At 65.5% G+C, this 26,674-nt stretch carries 22 protein-coding genes; 9 read left to right on the top strand and 13 right to left on the bottom strand.

Annotation, left to right across the window (positions count from 1 at the left end):
- Positions 1–262: 262 nt before the first annotated feature.
- Together trxA and rho are read left to right on the top strand one after the other, a co-directional pair.
- Positions 263–589, top strand: coding sequence for a thioredoxin TrxA (gene trxA, locus A9973_RS12590; RefSeq protein WP_006218534.1), 327 nt, complete (start codon positions 263–265; stop codon positions 587–589).
- Between the two features lie 117 nt (positions 590–706).
- Complete coding sequence (gene rho, locus A9973_RS12585; protein WP_006218533.1) at positions 707–1,966, top strand: transcription termination factor Rho; 1,260 nt, start codon at positions 707–709, stop codon at positions 1,964–1,966.
- Between the two features lie 67 nt (positions 1,967–2,033).
- Here the strand turns inward: rho and A9973_RS12580 are convergent, their stop codons facing one another.
- On the bottom strand, positions 2,034–5,684 hold the full coding sequence (locus A9973_RS12580) for a YhdP family protein (RefSeq protein ID WP_183014133.1): 3,651 nt from the start codon (positions 5,682–5,684) through the stop codon (positions 2,034–2,036).
- A 130-nt stretch (positions 5,685–5,814) separates the two neighbouring features.
- Between A9973_RS12580 and glnE the strand changes: the two genes are divergently transcribed.
- On the top strand, positions 5,815–8,580 hold the full coding sequence (gene glnE / locus A9973_RS12575; protein ID WP_183014104.1) for a bifunctional [glutamate--ammonia ligase]-adenylyl-L-tyrosine phosphorylase/[glutamate--ammonia-ligase] adenylyltransferase: 2,766 nt from the start codon (positions 5,815–5,817) through the stop codon (positions 8,578–8,580).
- Between the two features lie 65 nt (positions 8,581–8,645).
- Complete coding sequence (locus A9973_RS12570) at positions 8,646–9,320, top strand: epoxyqueuosine reductase QueH (protein WP_183014103.1); 675 nt, start codon at positions 8,646–8,648, stop codon at positions 9,318–9,320.
- Between the two features lie 32 nt (positions 9,321–9,352).
- Here A9973_RS12570 and A9973_RS12565 read toward each other — a convergent pair whose 3' ends face one another.
- The 10 genes from A9973_RS12565 to A9973_RS12520 form a co-directional block, all read right to left on the bottom strand.
- Positions 9,353–10,306 (bottom strand): helix-turn-helix domain-containing protein, encoded by a 954-nt coding sequence (locus A9973_RS12565; protein ID WP_183014102.1) that lies wholly within the window; start codon positions 10,304–10,306, stop codon positions 9,353–9,355.
- 78 nt (positions 10,307–10,384) lie between these two features.
- Complete coding sequence (locus A9973_RS12560; RefSeq protein ID WP_255469141.1) at positions 10,385–10,870, bottom strand: cytochrome c; 486 nt, start codon at positions 10,868–10,870, stop codon at positions 10,385–10,387.
- A 38-nt stretch (positions 10,871–10,908) separates the two neighbouring features.
- Entirely contained in the window at positions 10,909–11,448 is a 540-nt protein-coding gene (locus A9973_RS12555) for a methylamine dehydrogenase light chain (RefSeq protein ID WP_183014101.1), read from the bottom strand.
- Positions 11,432–12,070, bottom strand: coding sequence for a methylamine dehydrogenase accessory protein MauD (mauD, locus tag A9973_RS12550; RefSeq protein ID WP_183014100.1), 639 nt, complete (start codon positions 12,068–12,070; stop codon positions 11,432–11,434). The genes A9973_RS12555 and mauD overlap by 17 nt, the downstream gene beginning before the upstream one ends.
- A 10-nt stretch (positions 12,071–12,080) precedes the next feature.
- Positions 12,081–12,635, bottom strand: a complete 555-nt coding sequence (locus tag A9973_RS12545) for a MauE/DoxX family redox-associated membrane protein (RefSeq protein ID WP_183014099.1) — start codon at positions 12,633–12,635, stop codon at positions 12,081–12,083.
- Complete coding sequence (locus tag A9973_RS12540) at positions 12,632–13,849, bottom strand: amine dehydrogenase large subunit (RefSeq protein WP_183014098.1); 1,218 nt, start codon at positions 13,847–13,849, stop codon at positions 12,632–12,634. The genes A9973_RS12545 and A9973_RS12540 overlap by 4 nt, the downstream gene beginning before the upstream one ends.
- A gap of 28 nt (positions 13,850–13,877) precedes the next feature.
- Positions 13,878–14,759 (bottom strand): transporter, encoded by an 882-nt coding sequence (locus A9973_RS12535; protein WP_183014097.1) that lies wholly within the window; start codon positions 14,757–14,759, stop codon positions 13,878–13,880.
- A 70-nt stretch (positions 14,760–14,829) separates the two neighbouring features.
- Positions 14,830–16,341: a phenylacetaldehyde dehydrogenase StyD gene (styD, locus tag A9973_RS12530; RefSeq protein ID WP_183014096.1), complete on the bottom strand. Its 1,512-nt coding sequence runs from the start codon at positions 16,339–16,341 to the stop codon at positions 14,830–14,832.
- 185 nt (positions 16,342–16,526) lie between these two features.
- Positions 16,527–17,516 (bottom strand): quinone oxidoreductase, encoded by a 990-nt coding sequence (locus tag A9973_RS12525; RefSeq protein WP_183014095.1) that lies wholly within the window; start codon positions 17,514–17,516, stop codon positions 16,527–16,529.
- A 51-nt stretch (positions 17,517–17,567) separates the two neighbouring features.
- Positions 17,568–18,548 carry a DMT family transporter gene (locus tag A9973_RS12520; protein ID WP_183014094.1) on the bottom strand — a complete coding sequence of 327 codons (981 nt, stop codon included), beginning with the start codon at positions 18,546–18,548 and terminating at the stop codon, positions 17,568–17,570.
- Positions 18,549–18,621: 73 nt separating this feature from the next.
- Between A9973_RS12520 and A9973_RS12515 the strand changes: the two genes are divergently transcribed.
- The 5 genes from A9973_RS12515 (at position 18,622) to A9973_RS12495 (ending at position 24,453) form a co-directional block, all read left to right on the top strand.
- On the top strand, positions 18,622–19,512 hold the full coding sequence (locus A9973_RS12515; RefSeq protein ID WP_183014093.1) for a DMT family transporter: 891 nt from the start codon (positions 18,622–18,624) through the stop codon (positions 19,510–19,512).
- Between the two features lie 31 nt (positions 19,513–19,543).
- Positions 19,544–20,050, top strand: coding sequence for a MarR family winged helix-turn-helix transcriptional regulator (locus tag A9973_RS12510; protein WP_183014092.1), 507 nt, complete (start codon positions 19,544–19,546; stop codon positions 20,048–20,050).
- Positions 20,051–20,160: 110 nt separating this feature from the next.
- Complete coding sequence (locus A9973_RS12505) at positions 20,161–21,618, top strand: efflux transporter outer membrane subunit (protein WP_183014091.1); 1,458 nt, start codon at positions 20,161–20,163, stop codon at positions 21,616–21,618.
- Positions 21,619–21,640: 22 nt separating this feature from the next.
- Positions 21,641–22,837, top strand: coding sequence for an efflux RND transporter periplasmic adaptor subunit (locus A9973_RS12500; RefSeq protein WP_183014090.1), 1,197 nt, complete (start codon positions 21,641–21,643; stop codon positions 22,835–22,837).
- Entirely contained in the window at positions 22,834–24,453 is a 1,620-nt protein-coding gene (locus A9973_RS12495) for a DHA2 family efflux MFS transporter permease subunit (protein WP_255469140.1), read from the top strand. The genes A9973_RS12500 and A9973_RS12495 overlap by 4 nt, the downstream gene beginning before the upstream one ends.
- Positions 24,454–24,491: 38 nt before the next feature.
- Here the strand turns inward: A9973_RS12495 and A9973_RS12490 are convergent, their stop codons facing one another.
- Together A9973_RS12490 and A9973_RS12485 are read right to left on the bottom strand one after the other, a co-directional pair.
- A complete protein-coding gene (locus tag A9973_RS12490; protein WP_183014089.1) occupies positions 24,492–25,475 on the bottom strand; it encodes a hypothetical protein in 984 nt (327 codons plus the stop codon).
- A 33-nt stretch (positions 25,476–25,508) separates the two neighbouring features.
- Positions 25,509–26,576, bottom strand: coding sequence for a tartrate dehydrogenase (locus A9973_RS12485; protein ID WP_183014088.1), 1,068 nt, complete (start codon positions 26,574–26,576; stop codon positions 25,509–25,511).
- Positions 26,577–26,674 lie beyond the last annotated feature (98 nt).

The raw sequence follows: 26,674 nt of genomic DNA, 5'->3' as shown, positions 1-26,674 counted from the left end.
CCAGTAGGATGCGCACGACCTGACCAGCTCCGAATTCGGTAGGATGATGACAGTCACAGCCAGCGCGTCAGGGTTCAATCACCCGGATCACGACGACTGCGCCGCAACATCCTACACAAAACCAGCAAACCCTGTTGTTATTAACAGTGGTATGCCTGTTGTTATTGACAGTGGTATGCTTTAATCCATTCCACATACAAGAACAACGGCAAGGCGCGTCCCTTTTTACGCGCCTTTTGCTGCCGAACCGAGAATCACCATCATGAGCGACCAAATCAAGAACGTCAGTGACGCAAGCTTCGATGCCGATGTGTTGAAATCCGGCCAGCCGGTGCTGGTGGACTACTGGGCTGCCTGGTGTGGCCCCTGCAAGATGATTGCCCCGATCCTGGAAGAAGTCGCCACCGAGTACGCAGGTCGCCTGACGATCGCGAAGCTGAACGTGGACGAAAACCAGGGTACCGCCACCAAATATGGCATCCGCGGCATCCCGACCCTTATGCTCTTTAAAGACGGCCAAGCCGCCGCCACCAAAGTTGGCGCGCTGTCGAAGTCGCAACTCACCGCATTCCTGGACGGCGCGTTGTAAACTGCGTGCTGTGAACGAAGGCGCCGCCCTGGAGGCGGCGCTCATTCAATACCGCGCGAGCCCGTCCGTGGCGCGCCGCCAGAGCCCTCCTTTACTTTTCCCCCACCAATCACCGCGATGCACCTCAACGAACTGAAGGCGCTGCATGTCTCGCAGCTGCTGGAAATGGCCGCTGGCCTGGAAATCGAGAACGCCAACCGCCTGCGCAAGCAGGAGTTGATGTTCGCCATCATGAAACGGCGCGCCAAGCAAGGCGAGCAGATCTTTGGCGACGGCGTCCTGGAAGTCCTGCCCGACGGCTTTGGTTTCCTGCGCTCGCCCGAGACCTCGTATCTGGCCAGCACGGACGACATCTACATCTCGCCGTCGCAGATCCGCCGTTTCAACCTGCACACCGGCGACTCGATCGAAGGTGAAGTCCGCACGCCGAAAGATGGCGAGCGCTACTTCGCCCTGGTCAAGGTGGACAAGGTCAACGGCGTGGCGCCTGAAGCGATCAAGCATCGCATCATGTTCGAAAACCTGACGCCGCTGCACCCGAACCGGACGATGCGTCTGGAACGCGACATCAAGAGCGAAGAGAACCTGACGGGCCGTATCCTCGACGTCTTCGCCCCGATCGGCATGGGCCAGCGTGGCCTGATCGTCGCCAGCCCCAAGTCCGGCAAGACGGTGATGATGCAGCACATTGCGCATGCCATCACCACCAACTACCCCGACGCGGTCATGATCGTCCTGCTGGTCGACGAACGCCCGGAAGAAGTGACCGAAATGCAACGCACGGTGCGCGGCGAAGTGGTGGCGTCGACCTTCGACGAACCCGCTACCCGTCACGTGCAAGTGGCTGAAATGGTCATCGAAAAGGCCAAGCGCCTGGTCGAAATGAAGAAAGACGTCGTGATCCTGCTGGACTCGATCACCCGTCTGGCGCGCGCCTACAACACCGTGGTGCCGGCCTCCGGCAAGGTGCTGACCGGCGGTGTGGACGCCAATGCCCTGCAACGCCCCAAGCGCTTCTTCGGCGCGGCCCGCAACCTGGAAGAAGGCGGTTCGCTGACCATCCTGGGTACGGCGCTGATCGAAACCGGCAGCCGCATGGACGAAGTCATCTACGAAGAATTCAAGGGCACGGGCAACTCCGAAGTCCACCTTGAGCGCCGCCTGGCTGAAAAGCGCGTCTACCCGTCGATCAACCTGAACAAGTCGGGCACCCGCCGCGAAGAACTGCTGATCGCGCCGGACCTGCTGCAAAAGGTCTGGGTGCTGCGCAAGTTCATCCACGACATGGACGAAGTGCAATCCATGGAATTCATCCTGGACAAGATGCGCGCCACGAAGACCAACGCCGAATTCTTCGACATGATGAAGAAGAAGTAAGACAGGTCTTGCCCCATGAAAAAGCCGCCGTCAGGCGGTTTTTTCATGGGCGGGAAAATTATTCGGTTCAGTGCTCGATATAGGGCGACATCGGGCTGCGGCGGGGCGTCGAATCGGCGGGCCGCGGCGTTTGCTTGTCCGGCGCCCTGCCCGCCCCGTCGATCGGCTCGATCTTGGGATCGTCCCAGTTGCCGGTCACCGAATACTCCATGGTCATCGCCCGCGCCAGCGGTTGCTTCAGCAGCCATTGCGTGACGAACGCGCCCAGGCCGATCAGCGGATTCACGGCCAGCGCCGTCACCATGGCCGCACCGCTGGCGTCCAGGTTCGGAATCACGACCGCCGTCAGGTCCCAGCGCTCGCGGATGATATTGACGCCACCCGCCAGGACGATCGTGGCTACCGGCCCGTTGATCTTGTAGCCTTCGGTGGACATCGACCCGTCCGCCATCTTCACGCGCCCGCGGATGGTGTCGAACGGGAACCCGTCGCGCAGCAGATTGGTCGGATTCACGTCCAGCCGCGCCAACCGCTGCAGCGATTGCAGCGACAGCAATTCCAGCAGCCGTGCCGTGCGGGAATTCACATGCATGAAGCGGCCCTTGTCCAGGCTGATGTCGACCTCGCCCGCCACGTCCGCGATATTGTGGGTCCAGGGCAGGTTGCGCCACGTCGCCTTGCCCACCGCCGAGCCTTCGCCGCCGGACACCATGCCCTCGAAACCGATCTGCGTCATGAACTTGCCCAGGTCGACGAATTTTGCCGTGGCGTCCACGGTCAGCCCCCGGTCGGGCCCTTCCAGGCGCCAACTGCCCGTGGCGTTCAGATTCGCGGCGTCATTGGTGATCGACAGCTTGTCCAGGCGCCATTGCCGGCCGCGCTCCAGGTTGGTGCCGACCACTTGAAGCTCGCCCACGTTCTTGCCATACAGGAGGAACTCCTTGGCCTGCAGATCGATCGCCGGGATATCCGACAAATCATTGCCGGACGCCAGGGCTTTGTCGGCCTCGTTGGAGTCGTCGGCGCCGCCGAACGACAGATGCTTCATGCGGGCGGTGATCTGGCCTGCGATCGCGCCCGAGGCCTCCCGCCATTCCAACGACCCTGCCGCCTGGCGCGATTCGATATCGACCCGCCACTGCGCGGGCCCGGGCCGCGTCGCATACAGCGTCAGGTCGTTCAGCGTATAGCCGCTGGCGCGCAGCAAACCCGTCGCCAGGCTGATGCGCTCGGGTTGCGGGAAGACGGGCTTCGATGCCGCTTTCTTGGCCCCGCCCTTGCCCGCCGGCGTATCGAACCCGTCCAGCACGGTTTCCCAAGTGTCCATGTCCAGTTCCGGCAGGCTGGCGTTCAGGCTCATCCCGCGCTCGGGCAAGCTGGCGGGGCGCCCGATGCCCAACGCGCCTCGGGCGAAGTAGGCCGGGGCGGCATCGCCGGGATCGCGTTCGAACAGCGCATTGACGTTGTCGCCCAGGCTGGCCGTCAGCCAGCGGCGGCCCTTGGCGCCACGGTCCTGCGCCGCGCCCCATTGCAGCTTCAGCAATTGGGATGACGAGGCGGGCTTGCCGGCAGGCGCCGGCATATCGATCGCCATGCCGGCCAGGTCGGATTCCATCGAGATCTCGACCGAACCGCCCTTCTGGTATCCCACGCGGCCCTTGTATGCCGCCTTGCCGCTAAAGCGCGACAGGGACGGGCTCTGGCTCAGTTGCGACAGCCCGGAGCCGGCCAGGGTGCCCTCGAAACGCAAGACGTCGGAACTTTGCGCCAGCGTGCCGAAGATCTTCACCGGCCCGCCCAGGAACTGGGCGCGGATATCCTTGGCCTGGACGCCTTTTTCGGAGAATTCCAGATCGCCGTGCATCTGGCTCAGCAAGGGCATTTCGGGCATGAAGGTGAAGGTGTTGTCCCCGAATACGATGCGTCCCTGGACCTCGGTGTCGTCGGTGTTCATCAGCGGCACCTTCAGCTTCAGCGGCATGCGCCAGTCGCCGGTGCCGCGGGCCTCGTCCAAGGCGCCGTCCAGCAGCTCGCCCAACGGCGAATTCGCCGCCATCGCCAGATAGGCCGGCACCGGGCCCGAGGTCTCGCCATCAAGCCGCAGTTCGGCGTTATGGTCCATATCGGGAATCGTCGCCGTCACCGTGCCCAGGTTGACCGTCTGGCCCGGACCGGTATGCGCGATGGCGCCGCCCGGGCTGTCCAGCGCCAAGCTCACTTTGTCGATGCGGAAGCTGCCCGACAGGTTTTCCAGCACGGGCCAGCCCTTGCGATGCGGCCCTGCCGGCGCGTAGTCCACCTTGGCCCCGGTGTAAGCGCCTGCGATCACGAACTCACCCGCGGCACCCGGCGAACTGAATGGAAAGTCGTCCAGGTCCCCTTTTAGCGTAATGGCGGCGGACCGCATCTCGCCTGCCGGCAAGCCGATGGCCAGCCACTCGCGAGCGTCCGCGTTGACCTCCAGGGGCAGATAGCGGTGAATGGCCGACATCGACCCGCGCACCATCGTGCCGCGCATGTCCACGCTGCCCGCCGCCGTCTTGCCTTCGCGCCGCCATTGGCCCTGCAGGCGCACGTCCAGGTCATCATTGACCACTTGCAGTTGCGCCACGTCCACGAACCAGTTCTGCGCGTCCGGACCCTTGACCTGGGCGTCCAGCGAGATTTCGCGCGCCGCCAGGGTGGGTTCTTCGAACACGCCGGGCAACGTGACGCGCAGCTGCTGCACCGCCCCCTTGACCGAGACGTCCGCCGCCCCCGAGCTGCGGGCTAGCGGGACGCCGTCGACCTGCATGAAATCGCCGGGCCGGCCCTGTACGCGGACCCGGGCCGAGCCGCCACGCACGGCGGGGCCGTCCTTTCCCGCCGACCAGTCCACGCCCCTGACGGCAACGTCCGACGTCAGTTCGGTGAACTTGCCACGGTCAAGCTGCAGCCATGCCCGGCCCGCTATCCGGCCCGCGACGGGCGGCGGCCTGACCCAGGGCGACCAGGCCAGCGGTTCGACGTCATCCAGTTCGGCGTAGAGCTGCCCGCTCCAGTTCGCGGCATTCGCGGCGTTGGCGGTGAACAGGCTGCGGTTGAATTCGCCACGCAGTTCCACCTTGCGAGCCAGCGCATCGCCCGCGGAAGCCCGCAGCACGAAGCGATGCGACAAGCTGCCGTTGCGCATCAGGAAATCCACGCCGTTCAAGGTCAGCGCCGGCGCCTGGCGCAAATCGTCCTGCCAGACGATGGTGGCGTCGCGTATCAGCAATTCCCGCTGCGCGACCAGCCACCGCAAGGCCGGGTGATTCAAGTCTGACTGGTGGTCGCTGACGTTCAGGTCGATGTCCTGCCCGGCCACCCACAGATGGTTGGCGGGATCGCGACGTAGCGTCAGTTCCGGTTTTTCAACCCGCAAGCGAACCAGCGTGGGCGACAGCGCCAGGATGCTGCGCCACGCCAGCACGGCGGACACGGAGGGCAGCGTCAATACCGGGGCCGCGTCGTCGTCGAACACCTGCACGGCGGTAAGATCCAGCTTGGGATTCAACCCCTGCCAATTGGCCTGGATGCCGCCGATCTCGACCCGGGCGCCCAGCGCCTTGCTGGCGTAGGCCTCGATCTGCGGACGCCATTGGTCCACCCGAGGCAACACCCAGTAACGCACGCCCAGGAACCCGATGGCCACCACGCCATAAATAGTCAGCGCGACCCAAAACAGGCAGCAGAGCACGCGACGCGCGTGCGGCGTGGGAGCGGTATTTGAAACAGACACGGGTCGTGTGGTGGGCAGGAGAAGATGTCTTGCGGTATCGTCCCCACTTATACCTGAAACGCGCCCATTCGTCTGCCGCCCTTACGCCATGTCATCGTCCCCTATGCTTGCCCCCGCCCTTGCCTGGTCCGGTCACTTGCGCCGCCGTCTGGATGCCCACCCCGACCTGGCCGCCTGGCTGGCCGATGCCGTGCAGCAGCCGGTCACGCCGGCGCGCCTGACGCAATGGCAGTCTGAACTGGCGGGGCCCGACGCGCCCGCCACGCTGCCGGTGGACACGTGCCGCATGGTGCTGCGCAAACTGCGCGAACGGGTATTCAGCGCGCTGATCGTGCGCGATCTTGCCGGCCAGGCCGATCTGGAAGAAGTGGTCGGGGCGATGACCGCGCTGGCCGACATCGCGGTGGCGGCGGCCTACCGCAGCGTGGCGGCGGAACTGGCGGCCGTGCATGGCGTGCCGCGCGACCCCGCCACCGGCAAGCCCCAGGAAATGCTGATTGTGGGCATGGGCAAGCTGGGCGGTTGCGAACTGAACGTGTCGTCCGACATCGACCTGATCATGCTGTATGGCGAGGAAGGCGACACGGACGGCCCGCGCCGAATCAGCCACCACGAGTTCTACGGCCGCCTGACGCGGCGCATGATGCCGGTCATCTCCGAGGTGGACGCCAATGGCCAGGTCTTCCGCACCGACCTGCGCCTGCGCCCCGACGGCGACTCCGGTCCGCTGGCCTGGAGCCTGGACGCGCTTGAGCACTACCTGATCGGCCAAGGCCGCGAATGGGAACGCTACGCCTGGCTGAAGGCCCGCCTGATGCCGGCCCAGGCCTTCGAAGGCAGCGACAGCGCGCCGCAGGCCCGGCAGCTGGAAAGCCTGCGCGTGCCTTTCGTCTACCGCAAGTATTTTGACTTTGACGCGCTGGCCGCGCTGCGTGCGCTGCGCGAGCGCATCCGTCAGGACTGGCAGCGTCGCGCCATGGCGCGCAACGGCATCGACAGCGCCAACAACATCAAGTTGGGCGACGGCGGCATCCGCGAGATCGAGTTCGTGGTGCAACTGGCCCAGTTGATCCGCGGCGGCCGCATGCCCGCGCTGCAAAAGCGCGGCCTGCTGGAAGCGCTGCACGCCGAGCAACTGGCGGGCCTCGTGCCGGAAGAGGACGCGCGGCGGCTGGAACAAGCCTACCGCTACCTGCGCCGCACCGAACACGCTTTGCAGTACCGCGAAGACGAACAGACCCACCTGCTGCCCGGCGATCCGGCCCAGCGCGCCGCGCTGGCCGCCGCATTGGGCATGAGCCCGGAAGATTTCGAAAGCACGCTTACCGAGCACCGCAAGTTCGTCTCGCAGACCTTCCGCAACGTATTCCGCATGGTGGGCATGGGCGACGCCGAAGATACCAGCACGCCGGCGGACGACGCCCCCGACACGCCCGACGACGAATGCGAATTGGCCGAACAGATCCGCCAGGCCTTCGGCGACGAGGCGCAGGACCTGCTGCGCCGCACCGAAACCCTGCTGGGCAGCCACCGCGTGCGCAGCCTGCCTGATAGCAGCCGCCGCCGCATGGAAGCCCTGCTGCCCGCCGCCCTGCGCGCCGCGCGCCAGACCCCGGCGCCGCTGGATGCGGCCATCCGCCTCTTCGACCTGATCGAGAAAATCGCACAGCGCAGCGCTTATCTGGCGCTGCTGGCCGAATACCCGGACACGTTGGCGCGCGTCGCGCGGATGGTCGCCGCCAGCCCCTGGGCCGCGCAATACCTGACCCAGCACCCGTTGCTGCTGGACAGCCTGATCGATTGGCGCACGCTGTTCGAACCGCTGGATTTCACGCAGATCGCCCGGCAACTGACCGCCGACCTGGACGCCTGCCGGCTGCCCGATGGCGATCCCGACATCGAGCGCCAGATGAACCTGATGCGCGATGTGCAGCGCCAGGCCAGCTTCCAGTTGCTGGCGCAGGATCTGGAAGGCGAGCTGACGGTGGAGAAACTGGCGGACCAGTTGTCCGCGCTGGCCGACCTGCTGCTGACCGAGACCATCCGCCGTGCGTGGCCGCTGGTGAACAAGGTGCCTGGCGCACTGCCGCATTTCGCCGTCATCGCCTACGGCAAGCTGGGCGGCAAGGAACTGGGCTATGCCTCTGACCTGGACCTGGTGTTCCTGTTCGATGATTCGCGCGAGGACGCGGCCGAGGTCTACGCGAAACTTGGCCGGCGCATGACGTCGTGGCTGTCGACCATGACGTCCTCCGGCCGGCTCTACGAGGTAGACCTGCGTCTGCGGCCGGACGGCGACGCCGGGTTGCTGGCCGTCTCGATGGAAGCTTTCGAGGAATACCAGAACAAGCATGCCTGGGCCTGGGAACACCAGGCGTTGACGCGTGCGCGCCATGCCGCGGGCGACGCCAACGTGGGCGCCCGCTTCGAGAAAATCCGCGAAGCCATCCTGGTGCAGCCCCGCGACCAGGCCGCGCTGCGCGCCGAAGTGCTGGCCATGCGTGAAAAGATCAACGCCGGCCATCCGAACACCAGCCAGAAGTTCGACCTGAAGCATGACCGGGGCGGCATGGTCGACGTGGAATTCGTCACGCAGTACCTGGTGCTGTGCTACGCGGGCACCCATCCGGTGCTGGTGCGCAACCTGGGCAATATCACCCTGCTGCGCCTGGCCGGCGAGTCCGGCCTGATCCCGCCCGAGCTGGCCGCGCGCGCCGGCGACGCCTATCGCATCTTGCGCCGCGTGCAGCATCAGCTGCGCATGCAGGGCGTGGAAAAAGCGCGGGTCGGGCCGGAACAATTGGTGGACGAACGCGCGGCGGTGCGCGAGCTATGGGACGCCGTGCTGGGCTAGCCCCTCCCGACGGGCGGCAACTCGCGGTAAAATAAGGGGTTTTCCGCCTTTTCCGCTTGCAAGCCATGTCCGAACTCGTCCGCCCCACGCTTGACCTTCCCGCTGGCCGCAGCAAGGTGCTGATGCACTCGTGCTGCGCGCCCTGTTCCGGCGAAGTCATGGAAGCCATGACGGCCTCCGGCATCGATTACGCGATCTACTTCTACAACCCGAACATCCATCCGGTCAAAGAGTACGAGATCCGCAAGCAGGAAAACATCCGCTTCGCCGAACAGCACGGCATCGAATTCATCGATGCCGATTACGACATGGACAACTGGTTCGATCGCGTGAAGGGCATGGAAGACGCCCCCGAACGCGGCGAACGCTGCACGGCCTGCTTCGACATGCGCTTCGAACGCACCGCGCTGTACGCGCACGAGCACGGGTTCGACACCATCACCAGTTCGCTTGGCATCTCGCGCTGGAAAGACATGAACCAGATCAACGGTTGCGGCGAACGCGCGGCGGCCCGCTACGACGACCTGGTCTATTGGACCTACAACTGGCGCAAGGGCGGCGGGTCTGCCCGCATGATCGAAATCAGCAAGCGCGAGAACTTCTACCAACAGGAATATTGCGGCTGCGTCTATTCCCTGCGCGACACCAACCGCCACCGCCGCTCGCAAGGCCGCGACCGCATCCATATCGGCGTGAAGTTCTACGGCAAGGAAGACCTGATCAACGAAGAGCTGCTCTGATTCCCGGGCAGCGTTGATCCCCGCGGGCAGCGCTACCGCGCCTGCCGGCGGTATTCCGACGGCGACGCGCCGTAACGCTTGCGGAACGCGTGGCTGAAACGCGCCGCGTCGGAAAAGCCGAACCGGTACGCAATATCGCCGATCTGCCGCACGGACTGCGTGGCGTCGCACAGCGCGTCGCGGCTGCGCTCCAGCCGGGCGCTGAGAATGAAGTCGGCAGGCGTGGTGGCCGCCAGCGCGAACAGGTTGTAAAGATAGCGCCGCGACATCCGGAACGCCGCGGCGGCGGACGCCGGCGACAAGGCCGGATCGTGCAGGTTTTCAAGGATGTGCTGCTGGACGCGGCGCAACTGCGCCTGCCTCAGGCCCGCCTGGTCCTGCTCGGCCAGCCCCCCTGCCCGCTCGCTGATATCCAGCCCCATCATCTGCAACACCGCATTGGCGGCATCGCGCGCCGCGCTTTCCGACAAGTGGGCCTGTTCGCCCAACGCAACGCGCAGCAGGTCCATCGCCATGCGGCCGCAACCGTGCTGGCCGCTGAAAGTGCGGGCCACGGCGTTCTGCATGTATGGCTGCCAGGCGTCGGTCTGCTTGCCCGGCACCTGCATCACCAGGAAATGCGCGCCGTCATCCACGTCGACCTCGTACGGCCGGGTGGTGTCGTAGATGCTCCATTCCCCGGGCATCAGCAAGGCGGTGCGATTGGATTGGCGGATTTCGCTGCGGCCCGCCAGTTGCAACGTGACTTTGTAGCCGGCTTCCTCGGCACGGGCGGCCAGCAGCTTGCTGCGGCGCACGCGCTGCGCACTGCTGTGCAATTCGCTGACCTGCATCCAGCCCAGGCAGCCCACCGCCACGCTGTTGCGGAAACGCGTGGGGAACACGGCCGATACTTCCAGTGGCACGAAGGTACTGCTGATGCTTTCCTGCCAGCTGGCGCAATCCAGGAAATGCCTGGGCGCGCTGTGCAAAAGGAATGATGACATGGCGACTCCGGTGCTGCCTCTTTCTAGCACTGCGCGTCTGGGGGGAGTATCCGTGACAACCCCTAACTACCGGCCGGACTACGGTTTCCGGTCGCTGCCATACGAATAGTCAGACAGGGTGAACCCCATCGACGACAGCGTTTCTGCCAGCTTGTGACGCACAGGCACCACGTCGTCATAGCGATTCGGCCTTGCCGCCGCGACCTCTGCCTCGGTATAGGGTTGGAAATTCGCCGGCAGCTGGGCTGCGCTGAATTCGCCCAGCACCCAGTTCAGCACCGCTGCAAGTTCGGCGTTGCTCAGCTGGGAATGGGCGGCGCCAGGCACGCGGATCAGGTATTCGCGGCCCGTCGGCAGATGCGTGAACGCTCCGACCGATTGGCGGAAGTCCGGGATGCCGTGCGGGCTGCTGCCCCGGCCGTCCACACGGTGGCAGCCCGCGCATTGCAGAACGTAGTCGGCGCGCACGGCTTGCCGCAGGCGGTCAGCGTCGGCCGCGCCCCCGGCAGCGCCCTCCTGCGCCGCCGCGCCCTGCACCGCGCACAGCAGGAGGGCAAGGGCCAAGCCCCTGCGCGCGCCAGCCTGCCGCCGCGCCCCGGATCTCATGGCTTTGGTGACGCCTTGGGTGGCAGTTGCGGTTTGGCCAGCCCCACGATCACCGAGGTCGTGCAGTGGAAAATCGACGATTCGTTGGACATGCACCAGTTCACATCGTTGTGCAGGAACATCTGATAGCCCGGACGTTCGCGTTCAGCCGCCGCGCACATGCACTTGCCGCATGCCGTCTTGCCGCAGCAGTCGTTGTAGCTGATGAGGTAGTCCTTGCCATCCAGGGGATTGTGGCACGTCCCCACCCACGACACGGCGGACGGCGACGTGCCGGGCGGACACGACGTCATGCTGCCGCCGCAGCACGAGCACAGGAATCCGTCCACCGCGCAATAGCGCCAGTAGTCGCAGGCCGTGTCGTCCATCTGCGGCTTCTTGGCCGCCGCAGGGGCCGATCGCGCCACCGGAAGCACCGGCATCAGAAAGGCCGTTCCTACCAGCAACTTGCCGATGCGGTTGAGCACGCTGCGGCGGGACGTGGCGTGCGCGACCGAGCGCGCAGCGCGCTCGCCTAGTTTATCCAGCCAGTGCATTGCTGCTCTCCTTGCGCGAAATTCGGGTCTCGTCCAGCGTGCCTGCGGCCAGGAAGTCCTGCACCGATGCCACGCCCAGTTCCTTGGCCGTGAACAGGCTTTCCAGCTGCTCACGGGAATTGATCAGGCCCTTGGCACGCAAGACGCCCGACTCGTCCATCAGCACCGCGTATGGCAGTTTGCTGATCTGGAACGTCATGCCCAGTTCGGTGGACAACAGGTACGGGAAGCGCTCCAGCCCAGCCCGCTTGTAAAACGCCAGGTGGTCCGGCATATCGCCGTCGCTGGCCAGCACAATGCGCAGCCACGCGCTTTCCGTGCTGGCGACCGACTTCAGGATGGGCAGCAGCTTCTTGCATACGGGACACGTGGGCGACAGGAAGAACAACAGCTGGCTATGTTGGCCACGTTCGCCGATTGTGATGCGGCGGCCCAGCAAGTCGGGGAGTTCGAAGCGCGGCGCGGCCTCGCCCACGGCGGGCCCCTTGTCCATCGTCAGCGCCCCCATCGGCGCGACGCGCTCGTACAGCACGCCGATCTGACGCGACAGGGCCAGGATGACCAGCACCAGGCACAGCACCACGCCCCACAGCAGGAAATTGGAAATGATCAAGGCATCCATGTGAACTCCTTCAAAGATTCCGCAGCTTGAGATGCGAGGCCAAGAGATGATTGGCGGTGAAATACAGGCCCACGGCGGTCATCGCCAGGCCGAAGACGGCGGCGGCGTCCGCCCATTGCAGGCTGCGCGATTGCCCGGCCGCCGCGATCAGCACGGGCGCCGTCCATAGCGCCAGCACCGCATTGCGCAGCACCAGCCACCACGACAGCCCGCCGCCCGGCGCGCCGTCGCGCCCGCGGGATGCCGGACCACCGCAACCGCAATCGATGTCGCGGAGCCCGCGCGCCAGGTTGACCGCCAGCGCCAGCGTCGCCACCGCCAGCACCAGCAAGGCCAGCGCCGCGCCCGGCGCCTGGACCGACGGCATCAGCAGCATGACGCCCGCCGCGGCTTCCGCCAGCGCATAGCCCCGCGCGAATGCGCCGCTCCAGCCGGAAGGCAAGAGGTCGTAGGCCGCCACGGCGCGGGAGAACGCCGCCAGGTCTTTCAGCTTTTCAAGCGCCCCCAGCAGCAGCACGCAGGCCAATGCGGCGCTGCCGCCATAGAGCAGGACCGGATCGTTCATTTCGGGCCTCCCGCGGGTATCGGCTCGGGCTGAGCCTCGGGTTGCGGCTCGACTTGCAGCGCGGTCTCGCCTGCCGCCTGGATGGTGCGCTTGAACACGGGGGCCGCAGGCGCCGCGTCATAGATGTTGACGTTGCCGCCATCGATGGTGAACAGGCGCGGCTTGTCGTCCTGCGAGACCGACATCGACAAGGCGTTCTTGCCGGGCACGCGCGCCAGCCGCTTGTGCGTGGCCAGGTCGTACACCCAGATCTCGGCGGCGGGCGTCTTGTGCGTGCCTTCCGCGCCGTTCGGATGCATGCCCACGTACAGCCGCTTCGAGGCCCGGTTGATGGCCAGCAGGTTGTAGCCGCCCGGCCGCCAGCCGCGATCCTTGCCGGACGCGTCCAGCAGCGGCCACGGGGCGCCGAAGCTGACTTCCTTGCCGCTGAAATCGGCGCTGTAGACGTTGCCGTTGTAGGACACGAAATAGAAGGTGTCGCCCACATTCTCGGTGTGCGTGAAGATGGGGTCCTTCTCAAGCTCGAACATCGGCTTGCTGCGATGCTGGCTGGCGGGCTTGCCCGCCGCATCCAGGTCGATGGTCAGCAGCGCGCCGTCGCCGCAGATGGTGGCGAAGCTGCGCGGGCGCGAAGGCAGCGGGATGACGCTCCAGCAACCGGCCGCCGCCGTGACCTCGTCGGCGAACTGGCGGGCCTTCAAGTCCACCACCGTGACCGACGTCGCCGGCGTCGCGTTCTGCACGAACAGCAGTTCGCCGTCGGTGCTCTGGCGCAGGTAGTTGCGGTAGTTCAGCGCCTGCGCGCGCTTCTGCGGAATCGGCACTTCGTACTTGGGGGTCAGCGTCTCGGCGTCCCAAGCCTCTATCACGTCGGTGCGCTTGCCCCGGTTGAGCCGTTCGTAATAGGTCGTCATGACGTAAAGGTCGCGCCCGTCGGTGGACACCGTCATGTGGCCATTGAACGACGTGGGCACCAGCCCCAGGAATTTCCCGGTATCGCCGTCATAGATGTTGACCCGGCTGTCGACCAGGTGGTTGAAGACCGCATCCATCACGTACAGCCGGTGCGGCGTGGCCGGCGGCAAGCGCGTGCCGCCCTTGAGTTCCTCCACGGGCAGGTCCGCCCAGGCCAGGCTCGCGGCGCTTGCCAAGGCGGCGCACAGCGCCCACCGACCGGCCCGCGATGCGCGGGAAGTGGCTCGAAGCGCAATCATCGATGTTCTCCTCTCATGATCCGGTTTCCTAGAACGCGTAGACATAGCGCAATTGCACGCCACGCATGCGCGGCCCGTTTTCGACCTTCAGGTCGTGGATGTACTGCATCTGAATCTGGTTGGCGTCGTTGATCTGATGCGTCAGTTCGACGGCCAGCTGGTGATTGCGGGCCCGGGTGGCGACGGTCTCGCCCGAGGACGTTTCGCGCCCGCCGGTTTCGTACCGGTAGCGGATGCCCGTGTAGGTGTCGGGAGTCAGATTGGTCGAAGCCAGCGCAAAGAAACGGAACGACGGGTCTTTCTTCAGCGTCTGCCCGTACCAGTCGGTGTTGCGGCCGTAGATTTCCACCTCGCCGATCGCCTCCAGGTACGTGGATTCGCCCACGCCCTTGACGAACGAGAAGTCCTGGATGGTCGACCACCGGTTCTTGCCGGGCGACACGTCGGGGCGGGACCTGTCGTAGCGGCCCACCGGCGCCACGATGAAGGGCTCCCAGGCGAACCACGTCTTGGTCTGCTCATTGTTGTAGAGCCAGATCGCCGACCCCAGCGTCACGTCGCCGATGCCGGTCTGGTGATCACCCGGCGCGCCAGGCAAGTCCAGCGAGGTCCGGTACAGGGGCACGATGAATTCCAGCTGCACGGTCTTGCCATGGAAATCGCGGTAGTGCATCTGGCGATAGATCAGTGCGTTCACATCCAGGGACGCGCCGTCTACCCGCTTGCCTTCCGAGTACAGTCCCGACGAGCGCAGGCCCGCCAGATACCCCGCCACGATGTTGGTGCCCACGGGCGCTGGGATCCAGTCGCGTGCGCTGGGGTCGCCCGCCCAGGCCGGCTGCGTCGCGCCCGCCCATGCCAGCACCAGCGCGGCGCCCGCCCGGGCGCGGCCATGTGTCTTGCTTGCCATGCACTTCCCCTTGGTCTTGCGGACGCGCCGCCGCCGGTATATCCCGGCTTGGCCAACGCGCCGCTACGTTCTAGTAAGCAATGCAGACGGACTTCTTCTCCAGGTACATCTCGATCACGGCACGGCCGTGTTCGCGGCCGATGCCGGACTGCTTGAATCCGCCAAACGGCATGTTGGGGTCCAGCATGTTGTGGGTGTTGACCCACACCGTGCCCGCGTCGATACGCGGAATCAGGCGCTGCACGCGGGACAGGTCATTGCTCCAGAGGCTGGCGCCCAACCCGAACGCGGTATCGTTGGCCAGCCGCACGGCGTCGTCCAGGGTGTCGAACGGCTGCGCCACGACGACAGGGCCGAAGATCTCTTCCTGCGCGATGCGTGCGTCTTGCCGCACATCGGCGAACACCGTGGGGCGCACGAAGTAGCCCGCCCCGTCGCCAGCGCCGCCGCCTGCCAGCACACGGCCGCCTTCCGCGCGGCCGATGCCGATGTAGTCCATGACGCGCTGCTGATGCCGGGCCGAAATCAGCGGCCCGACCTGCGTGGCGGCGTCGAAGCCGGAACCGAGCTTCAGGCCGGCGGCCACATCGGCCAGCCCCTGCACGACCTTGTCATACAGGCCCCGCTGCACGTACAGGCGCGATCCCGCCGTGCAGACCTGGCCCTGGTTGAAGAAGATGGCCGCAGCGGCGCCTTGAATGGCGCGATCGGGATCGCAATCGTCCAGCACGATCACGGGCGACTTGCCGCCCAGTTCCAGCGACACACGCTTCATGTCGTCCATCGCCGCCCGGCCGATCAGCTTGCCGACCTCGGTAGAGCCGGTGAACGCGATCTTGTCGATGCCCGGATGCGCCACCAGCGCCACGCCGGCGGTTTCGCCACGTCCGGTGATCACATTGACCACGCCGGGCGGAAAGCCGGCTTCCAGCGCCAGCTCGGCCAGCCGCAAGGCGGTCAGCGGCGTTTCTTCGGCAGGCTTGAGCACGACGGTGCAGCCGGCGGCCAATGCCGGCGCGATCTTCCACACCGCCATCAGCAGCGGGAAGTTCCATGGAATGATCGCGCCCACGACGCCCACGGGCTGCGCCAGCGTATACGCGCTGTAATGAACGCCCGGGGGGAAAGGGATCGACAGGGACAGAGTGTCGCCCGTGATCTTGGTGGCCCATCCGGCCATGTAGCGCAGCCATTGCGCGCCGGCGCCGACTTCCAGGCCCTGGGCGATGCTCAGCAGCTTGCCGTTGTTCAGCGTTTCCAGCCGGGCCAGTTCGGTTCCATGTTGCTCCAGCAGGTCCGCCAGCTTCAGCAGCAACCGTTCACGCCCGGCGGGCAGCATGTCGTGCCAGGGCCCCGAGGCGAAGGCGCGGCGCGCGGCCTGCACCGCCAGATCCACTTGCACGGCGCCGGCGTCCGGCTGATGCGCGATGATCTGACCCGTGGCCGGGTCGTAGACGGGAATCGGCTTGCCCTGCCCTTCGTGCACCGGCTTGCCATCGATCAGCATGAATTCCCTGATCGCGCCCAGTTCCGGTCGGTCGGACCCGGCGGGGCCGGCGGTCGAAACGCTTGGGAAAGACATCTGAAGCTCCAACGAAAAGTGTGGGAGCCAGAATAGCAACGGCATTCCGGACTGGCTTGTCGGGCCGTGCATGGCGATTTGTCATTCTGCGCACACCTCCAAAAAAAACAGGCAAGACCGCGTTAGCGCGGTCTTGCCTGGATCGGGGCGGCCCCTCCAGGGGGCCGCGCAGCGGATATCGCCGATCAGTCCAGCATCAGCACCGTGGCGCCGGTAGTCTTGCGCGAGGCCAGCGCGGTCTGCGCTTCGCCTGCTTGCTCCAGGCTGTAGCGCTGGTCGATACGGACCTTGATCTTCTTCTTCAGCACCAGGTCGAACACTTCTTCCGACGCGGCCTGCAGCTTTTCCAGCGTGTTCACGTGCACGCCCAGCGACGGACGCGTGACATACAGGCTGCCCTTCTGGTTCAGCACGGCCAGGTTGACGCCGGCAACGGGGCCCGACGCGTTGCCGAAGCTGACCATCAGGCCGCGCGGCTCAATGCAATCCAGCGAGGTTTCCCACGTGTCCTTGCCCACGCCGTCATATACCACCGGCACCTTCTTGCCGCCGGTCAGTTCCAGCACGCGTTCCGCCACATTCTCACGCGAGTAGTCGATGGTTTCCCAGGCGCCGTTGGCGCGGGCCAGTTCCGCCTTTTCCGGGCTGGAGACCGTACCGATCAGCTTCACGCCCAGCGCCTTGGCCCATTGGCATGCGATCAGGCCCACGCCGCCCGCGGCCGCATGGAACAGGATGGTTTCGCCGCCTTGCAGGCGGTAGGTCTGGCGGAACAGGTACTGCACCGTCAGGCCCTTGAGCATCAATGCGGCGGCTTCGTCGAAGCCAATGCCCTTGGGCACTTTGACGACTTGGTTGGCGGGCACGTTGCGCGCCTTGGCGTAAGCGCCGATGGGGCTTTGGCCATAGGCGACGCGGTCACCCTTCTTCAGATGCTTGACGTCGGCGCCGACCGCCGTGACGACGCCGGCGGCTTCAAAGCCCAGGCCGTGCGGCAGCGGATGCGGATACAAGCCCGTGCGGAAATAGATATCGATGAAGTTCAGGCCGGCGGCGTGTTGTTCGATCGTGACTTCATTGGAGGCGGGCGGCAGGACTTCCACCTCGACCAGCTTCAGGACTTCGGGACCACCGTGCTGCTCGATACGAATTGCCTTGACGAGATTGCTGGCCATGCGGGCCTCCTTTCATTGGAAATATTGGGGTGTAACCGGGAAAACCAGACTTCAACGCGGCGGACGGGCCTCGCGCGGCACGGCGGACGCCTGCTTGCCGGCGCCGACGCCCATCAGGGCGAACACGCCGGCCAGCACCAACGCGGTTCCCGCCATCTGCCATACGGTGATGGGCTCGTTCAGGAACCACGACGCCAGGAACAGCACCGACACCGGCCCCACCATGCCCAGCAGCGACGCCGTGGGCGCGCCGATCAGCGACACCGCCCACATCAGCATGAAGACCGGCACCACCGTGTTCAGCGTGGCATGGATCACGGAATATCCGTAGACCCCGGCCGGTTGAATCAGCATCGACGGTGGATGAATCACGAAAAACTGGATGATGCAGGCCACGCACGACACCAGCATGGCATAGGCCACCAGGCGCGTCGGCCCGACCCGCTTGATCAGTTCGCCAGAACAAATCAGGTAGACAGAATAGCTTGCCGCCGAGCCAAAAACGAACAAAGACCCTAACAGCACCTCGCCGCCGCCGCCGAAGGACAGGTCATGGGCGAACACCAGCACCACGCCCGCATAGGACAAGACCATGGCGAGCCACTGCCGGCGTTCCACCGGGCGTTTGAACCAGAACGCGGACAACAGCACCACAAGCGACGGCGACAGGAAGAGGATCAGGCGCTCCAGGCTGGCGGTGATGTAGCGCAGCCCCAGGAAATCCAGGAAGCTGGACAGGTAGTAGCCCAGCAGGCCCAGCACGATGACTTGCGCGCGCTCTTTGGCCGTCATCACCACGATCTCGCCTCGGGCGGCGCGGCGTGACTGGTGCCAGGCGACCGCCGCGAAGAACGGCATGGCGAACAGCATCCGGAAAGCGATGAGCGTGACGGCGTCGATCCCGTAGCGGTAGGTGAACTTGACGACGATCGCCTTGGCTGAAAACAGCACCGCGCCAAGCGTCGCCATGAGGATGCCGGCCGCGCGGCCGGACGGGAGGGAAGGCGGCAAAAACCTGGCAAGACGATTCATGCGATGATTTTAGATTCAGTGCAAACCGAATTGCACGCCCATCCCCGCTTTTTGGCATCAAATTTCCCATCGCATGACCCGACAACGCGCTCTGACCTACATCCATATCGCCGCCGTGCTGTTCGGCCTGACCGGCGTCTTCGGGGAGTTGATCCAGGCCAGCGCCGCCGTCATCACGCTGGGGCGGGCGGTCTTCGCGGTGATTTCACTGGGCGTGTTCGCCCGCATGCGGCGCAAGCCCCTGCTGGGCGTGCTGACCCCTGCCCAATTGTTCGTGCTGGTGATCGCCGGCGCGCTACTGGCCACCCACTGGGTCACATTCTTCATTTCGGTCAAGGTGGGCGGCATCGCCATCGCCACGTTGGGCTTTGCCAGTTTCCCGGCCTTCATCACGCTGTTCGAAGGCCTGATCTTCCGGGAGCGCATCCGCGCGGCCGAATGGATGCTGCTGGGGCTGGTCACCGCCGGCCTGGTCCTCGTCACGCCGTCTTTCGACTTCGCCGACCAGGGCACGATCGGCTTGGCATGGGGCCTGCTGTCGGGCCTGACCTTCGCCCTGCTGGCCTTGAGCAACCGGCGTTCGGCCTCGGGCATGGACCCGATGCAGGTGGCGTGCTGGCAGAACGTGGTCGTGGCGCTGGTCATGATGCCGTTCGCCGTGGGCCAGTTGCCCGCCCTGCCTGCCGTGGACTGGCTCTGGCTGGCCTTGCTGGGCGTGTTCTGCACGGGGCTGTCGCACTATCTGTTCGTCTCCAGCCTGACTCGCCTGAACGCGCGAAGCGCCGGCCTGGTCATCGCCCTGGAACCCGTCTACGCCATCGCCTTCGCCTGGGCCCTGTTCAGCCAGGAACCCACGCCGCGCATGATCGCGGGCGCCGCCCTGATCGTGGCCGCCATCGTGTGGTCCGGCCTGCGCAAGAGCGCGGTGCCAGACGCCGCCCCGCCCCCAACAACACAGCCTTGACAATAACTGACTAGGCAGTAAAATTCGGCGCATGAATGCCGAAACTTCCCCGCCGTCGTCCGATACTCCCGTCCACTACCGCAGCGACAACCGCTGCATGGCGGAAGACAACGCCGGCTACCTGATCAAGCTGGCCTACCATTCCCTGAACCGGATGCTGGACCAGGAAATGGCCCCGCTGGACCTGACCGCCATGCAATGGCGTCCGCTGGCGATGGTCTTCCTGGGCCGGGCCGACACCCCCGCTGAATTGGCCCGCTTGAACGACATGGACACCGGCGCCATGACGCGTGCGCTTGACCGTCTTGAGGCTAAAGGCCTGCTGCGCCGTACTCGCAGCCAGACGGACCGCCGCGTCGTCAAGATCGAACTGACCGAACTGGGCGAATCCAAGGCCCGCGAAATCCCGCCGAATATCGCCCGGTCGCTGAACCACCACCTGCGCGGTTTTTCCACCGACGAAGTCACCCAGCTGATGCACTTCATGCGCCGCATGATCGCCAACGGATCCGCTTCCAGCACGGCTCCCGAACGCTGACGGCGTTCGCCCCCCCTTTCCTGCCCACCCCACTGACCTGGGGTTTTATTTGGCATAATATTTGCCTAGGCAAATACAGATTAATCAATTACTTTCAGCAAACAGTCAGGATGAAACGCCTTCTTTCTACCGTATTGGTGCTGGCCCTGAGCGGTTGCGCATTCATGGAGTCCGGGCCGGCGCCCGTTGCGGCGCTGGACGCGGCCAAACTGGGGCTGATCGGGCAAGACACGGCCTGGCCCAACACGCAATGGTGGCAACGCTACAGCGACAGCCAGCTCAATGCGCTGATGGACGAAGCCTTGGCCAACAGCCCGTCGATGAGCGCCGCCCAAGCCCGGCTGGCCAAGGCCAACGCCGCCGTCAGCACGGCCCGCGCGCCGCTGCTGCCGCGCGTAGATGCCGATTACTCGCTGAACCGCGAACACCTGTCATCGGACTACATCTACCCGGCCCCGCTGGGCGGCTCGGTGGTCAGCGACAACCGGCTGGCGCTGGATTTCAGCTATGAGCTGGACTTCTGGGGCAAGAACCGGTCGCGCCTGAAGTCGGCCGTATCCGAGCGCGAAGCTGCCGTCGCCGATGCGCAGGCGGCCCGCAACATGCTGGCCAGCGCCACGGTCCGCGCCTATCTGAACCTGCAGAACGCCTTCGCCCAGCGCGACGTGCTCAAACGCGTGATCGCGCAACGCGCCGACGTGCTGTCGCTGACGCAGGGCCGCTACACCGCCGGCCTGGACACCCAGGTCGAGGTGAAGCAGGCGGAATCCTCGCTTGCCGCCGGCCAGGTGGAGCTGACGCAGACCGAGACGACGCTGGCGCAACTGCGCAATCAAGTCGCCGCACTGACCGGTGCCGGGCCGCAACGCGGCCAATCGCTCGTCGCCGTCGACCTGACCGCCCCGGCGGGCGTCGTGCCGGCCCAGATCCCCCTGGACCTGCTGGGCCACCGCCCCGACGTCGTCGCGTCCCGCTGGCGCGCCGAAGCCGCCCGCAGCGCCATCGATACCGCGAAGGCCGAGTTCTATCCCAACGTCAATCTGACGGCGTTCGCCGGCTTCCAGGCCTTGGGCACCGGCAACCTGTTGAGCGCCGCCGCCCGCACCGCCGGCTTTGGCCCCGCCATCACGCTGCCCATCTTCCACGGCGGCGAACTGAACGCCAACCTGGCGGGCCGCCGCGCCGACGCCGACCTGGCCGTGTCGGACTACAACCAGTCCGTGCTGGACGCGGTGCACCAGGTCGCCGACGCCCTGGACGGCCTGCGCCTGCTGGACCAGGAACGGGCCCAGCAGCGCCAGGCCCGCGAAGCGATCGAAGCCGCGTATGAACTGGCTGTGAACCGTTACAAGGCCGGATTGGGCAACTACATCACCGTGCTCATCGCGCAGACCGGCGTGCTGACCCAGGCCCGCCTGGACACCGACCTGCGCATTCGCGCCTATCAGCTGGATGCCAATCTGGCCAATGCGCTGGGCGGCGGCTACGTCCCCGAAGCCGAAGCCGGTTCCGAACCCGCCTCGGCCTCCCAGGCGCCGTCCGCCCCCGCCACGCCCCCCATTCATTGAACGATCCCCGGATTCAGACGTCATGAACGCTGCCACCACCCCCACGACCAATCCCGCCCGTAAACGCCTGCTGCTGCTGGCCACCGGCGTCTTCATCCTTGTCGCCATCGCCTACGGCATCTGGTGGGCCTTGTTCGGCGCCCATTTCGAAAGCACCGACGACGCCTATGTGCACGGCAACCTGGTGCAGATCACGCCGCAAGTGCCCGGCACGGTCATCGCCATCGAAGCCGACGACACCGAAACCGTCACCGCCGGCCAGCCGCTGGTGCGCCTGGACCCGGCCGACACCGACGTGGCGCTGCAACAGGCGCAAGCCAAACTGGCGCAGATGGTGCGCCAGGTCCGCACCTATTACGTCCAGAACGACGCACTGGCCGCCGACGTCGACCTGCGCAACGCCGACATCATGCGCGCCCAGGCCGAACTGACCCGCGCGCAAAGCGACGTCAGCCGCCGCCAGCAACTGGCCAAGTCCGGCGGCGTCAGCGGTGAAGAAATCCTGCACGCCGAAGCCGCGTTGAAGTCGGCCCAGTCGGGCCTGGCGCAGGCCCGCGCCTCCCTGGCTGCGTCGCGCGCCAAGCTGGCCACCAACCAGGCATTGACGCAAGGCACGACCGTCGCCAACCATCCCGACGTGCTTCAGGCCGCGGCCGGCCTGCGCAATGCGTGGCTGGCGCAGTCCCGCACGGTGCTGCCGGCGCCCGTGGGCGGCGTGATCGCCCGCCGCAGCGTGCAGGTGGGCCAGCGTGTCGCCCCCGGCAATGCACTGATGACGGTGGTTCCGCTGGACCAGGTCTGGGTGGAAGCCAACTTCAAGGAAGGCCAGTTGCGCAAGATGCGCATCGGCCAACCCGTCAAGATGGTGGCCGACCTGTACGGCAGCGCAATCACCTATCACGGCAAGATCTCGGGCCTGGACGCCGGCACCGGCAGCGCCTTCGCCCTGCTGCCGGCGCAGAACGCCACCGGCAACTGGATCAAGGTGGTGCAGCGGGTGCCCGTGCGCATCACCCTGGACCCGGAAGACCTGAAGTCGCACCCGTTGCGCGTCGGCCTGTCCATGGACGTGGAAGTCGATGTCGGCAAGCAGGAAGGTGAACCGCTGACGCAGATTTCCCGCAAGGAACCGGCGTGGTCCACCCGCGCCTTCGAACCCGCGCATGATGAAGTCGACACCATGATCAACAAAATCATCCAGGACAACCTGGCATCATGAGCACGACCGCCCAGCCCGCGGGCGCTGGCGCGCCCGACGTGCCGCCGGTCCTGCCGGCAGGCACCTATCCGCCGCTGGAAGGTGCAACCCGCATCATCGGGTCCATCGCGCTGTCCACGGCGGTGTTCATGAACGTGCTGGACACGTCGATCGCGAACGTGTCCATCCCCACCATCTCGGGCGACCTGGGCGTGAGTTCCAGCCAGGGCACCTGGGTGATCACGTCATTCGCCGTCGCCAACGCCATCACCGTGCCGCTGACGGGCTGGCTGACGCAACGGTTCGGCCAGGTCCGCCTGTTCCTGATTTCGACGCTGCTGTTCGTGCTGGCCTCGTGGTTGTGCGGTTTTTCGCCATCCCTGGAGGCGCTGATCGCCTTCCGCGTGCTGCAAGGCGCGGTAGCCGGCCCCATGATCCCGCTGTCGCAGACGCTGATGCTGGCCAGCTTCCCCAAGTCCAAGGCTGGCATGGCGCTGGCGGTCTGGTCCATGACCACACTGGTGGCCCCCGTTGCGGGGCCGTTGCTGGGCGGCTGGATCTCGGACAACTACACGTGGCCGTGGATCTTCTACATCAACGTGCCGGTCGGCCTGCTGGCCGCCTGGATCAGCTGGCGCATCTATGGCAACCGCGAATCCCTGACCCGCAAGCTGCCCATCGACAAGCTGGGCCTGGTGCTGCTGGTCGTCTGGGTCGGCGCCTTGCAGATCATGCTGGACAAGGGCAAGGAACTGGACTGGTTCGCCAGCCCGACCATCATCGCGCTGGCCGCGACCGCCTTCGTCGCGTTCGTCTTCTTCCTGATCTGGGAACTGACCGACGCCCACCCCGTCGTGGACCTGCGCCTGTTCAAGCTCCGCAACTTCACGGTCGGCGCGCTGACGCTGGCGGTGGCCTACGGCGTCTTCTTCGGCAACGTCGTGCTGCTGCCCCTGTGGCTGCAAAGCAATATGGGCTACACGGCGACCTACGCCGGCCTGGTGACGGCGCCTGTCGGCCTGCTGGCTATCCTGCTGACGCCGCTGGTGGGCAAGATGCTGGCGACCCGCGATCCCCGCCAGATCGTGACGGTGGCCTTCCTGATCTTCGCGCTGGTCTGCTTCATGCGGTCGGGCTTCAACACCCAGACGGATGTGCGCACGCTGATGTTGCCGACCATCATCCAAGGCGCGGCGATGGCGGCGTTCTTCGTGCCGCTGACTTCCATCACGTTGTCCAGCATCGAGCCGTGGCGCATTCCCGCCGCCTCGGGCCTGTCGAACTTCCTGCGCCTGACCGCCGGCGCGTTCGGCACCTCGATCGCCACCACGCTGTGGGAAAACCGCGCCACCATGCACCACTCGCAGCTGACCGAAATCGCCAAACCCGGCCAGCAGGCCTTCGACCAGACGCTGAACGCGTTGCAGAACGGGATGGGCATGTCACATCAACAGGCCCTGACCATGGTGGATGGGTTGATCAACGCGCAGGCGTTCACCATGTCCGCGGTGGACGTGTTCTATGCCTCGGCGATCATCTTCCTGCTGTTGACCGGGTTGGTCTGGTTCGCCCGCCCCCGCTCCACCAAGGCCGGCGGCGGCGGTGGCGCGGCGGAAGCGGCAGCCGGCGCACACTGACGCACAACCGCCTGTCACCGCAAAAAAAAGGGTGCCTGTCAGGCACCCTTTTGCATGGCCGGCTCGTCTTTCAACAAGACCTGCCAATCCCTGCGCTCGATGATATCGGGCGACAAGGCGCTGACCGGAGACAGGTTGAATACCGACACGCCACGGGCCCGCCACTGCGCCGACGCGAAGCGGAACGACGGTTCGATCAGATTCGCGAACTTGCGCGCCAGACGGCTGGACTGGGGTTTCCCCCCTTCGTCATAGAAGCGCAGGCCGTGCTGCAAGGTCAGGTCCAGGCCATGCACATACACCTGACGGGCGCCACTGGACACCAGCACCTGCAACGCCGCATAGGCTACCGTGTCGGCGTCGAACACGCCCAGCGAGGCATTGAAGCTATAGCCCAGGCCTTGCTTGGCATCCAGCAATTGCACGTCGGGCGTCGCCGCGGCGATACGCTTGAGCATCGCGGGTGCGGCGCTGCGCTGGTAGGCGCGTTCGGAGATCAGTTCGATGATGCAGATCCGGCAACGGATCTCATCTTGCGGGATGCCTTGCATGATGTAGCGCAGCACCTCCGGAAACACGTACAGCGTCAGGTCGCGCCCGACGATTTCACGCACCAGGTCGATACGTTCGCGCACGAAGTTCTGGTCGATGATGCAGTAGTACTTGAACGGCAGATCGAACTTGCGCGCCAGCGCGATCGCGCCGTTGACGCCCATCGCGACACCGATGTCCAACTGGTCGTAGGGAATCTGCGCGACGGACGGGCCGCTCAGGATCAGATGCACCGTTTCATCGGCAGGATCGTAGCCTTGCGCCAATGGCGTAATGGAAAGCGACCGGCCAAACGCGCGAAAACCGCAGATCACCCCCGACCGGTCCCGCCAGATCCGCACGAACGGCCACAGATGCTGGTTGTGCCGTTGCGTACGCGAGCGCAGCAAGCGGAACAGCTTGCGCACGAAACGGTCGGCCCGCCCCCCGCCGACAGGCGCGGCGGGCAAGGGGGAGATTGAGTTTTCCATCGGCACTTGTCCGACCGTATCCGCTGAGTGCGCCTATCCGGCCGCGATCAGCGACGCGATTGCGTCGCCGACCTCGACGGTCGACGCGTTGCCCTTCATGTCCCGGGTGCGCGGGCCTTCGGCCAGCACCGATTCGATCGCTGCCACCACAGCGGCCGACGCCTCGGGATATCCCAGGAAATCCAACATCAATGCGCCGCTCCAGATCTGCCCAATCGGGTTGGCGATACCCTTGCCGTAGATGTCGGGCGCCGAACCGTGCACGGGCTCGAACAGCGACGGGAACTTGCGCTCCGGATTCAGGTTCGCCGACGGGGCGATGCCGATCGTGCCCGTGCACGCCGGCCCCAGGTCGGAAAGGATGTCGCCGAACAGGTTGGACGCCACCACCACATCGAACCAATCAGGATGCTGCACGAAATGCGCGCACAGGATATCGATGTGATATTTGTCCCAACGCACGTCCGGATAGTTCCCGGCCACGTCGGCCACGCGCTCGTCCCACCACGGCATCGAAATCGAAATGCCGTTGGACTTGGTGGCGGCGGTCAGATGCTTGCCGCGTTTCTGGGCCAGTTCAAACGCGAATTTCAGCACGCGGTCGGCGCCGATGCGCGTGAACACGCTTTCCTGGATGACCACTTCGCGTTCGGTGCCTTCGAACAGGCGGCCGCCGCTATTGGAATACTCGCCTTCGGTGTTCTCGCGGACGATGAAGAAATCGATGTCGCCAGGCTTGCGGTCCGCCAGCGGCGACGGCACGCCGGGCATCAGGCGTACCGGGCGCAAATTGATGTACTGATCGAATTCACGGCGGAACTTGAACAGCGAGCCCCAGAGGGCCTCGTGGTCCGGCACCGTGGCCGGCCAGCCGATCGAACCGAAGAAGATCGCTTCGTGCTGACCGATCTGCGCCTTCCAGTCGTCCGGCATCATCTTGCCGTGCTTGGCGTAGTGGTCGCAGCTCCAGTCGAAATGATCCCACTGGAAATCGATGCCGAAGCGCGCCGCAACGGCGTCCAGCACTTTCAATCCTTCAGGCACGACCTCCTTGCCAATCCCGTCTCCTGGAATTACCGCAATCTTGTGTTTCTTAGCCACCACGTTTCCTTAGTTTTCCTTTGATAGACCGCCCAGAATCATAGGCATAAACGGGCGCACCACAACACCCCCGTTACAAAACGTTGGTGTTGCAATCT

Source organism: Achromobacter sp. UMC46, from assembly GCF_014170335.1.
Classification (GTDB): Bacteria; Pseudomonadota; Gammaproteobacteria; order Burkholderiales; family Burkholderiaceae_B; genus Achromobacter.
Note: the sequence above shows the minus strand (reverse complement) of the source record. Positions and strands in the feature narration are given on the sequence as shown.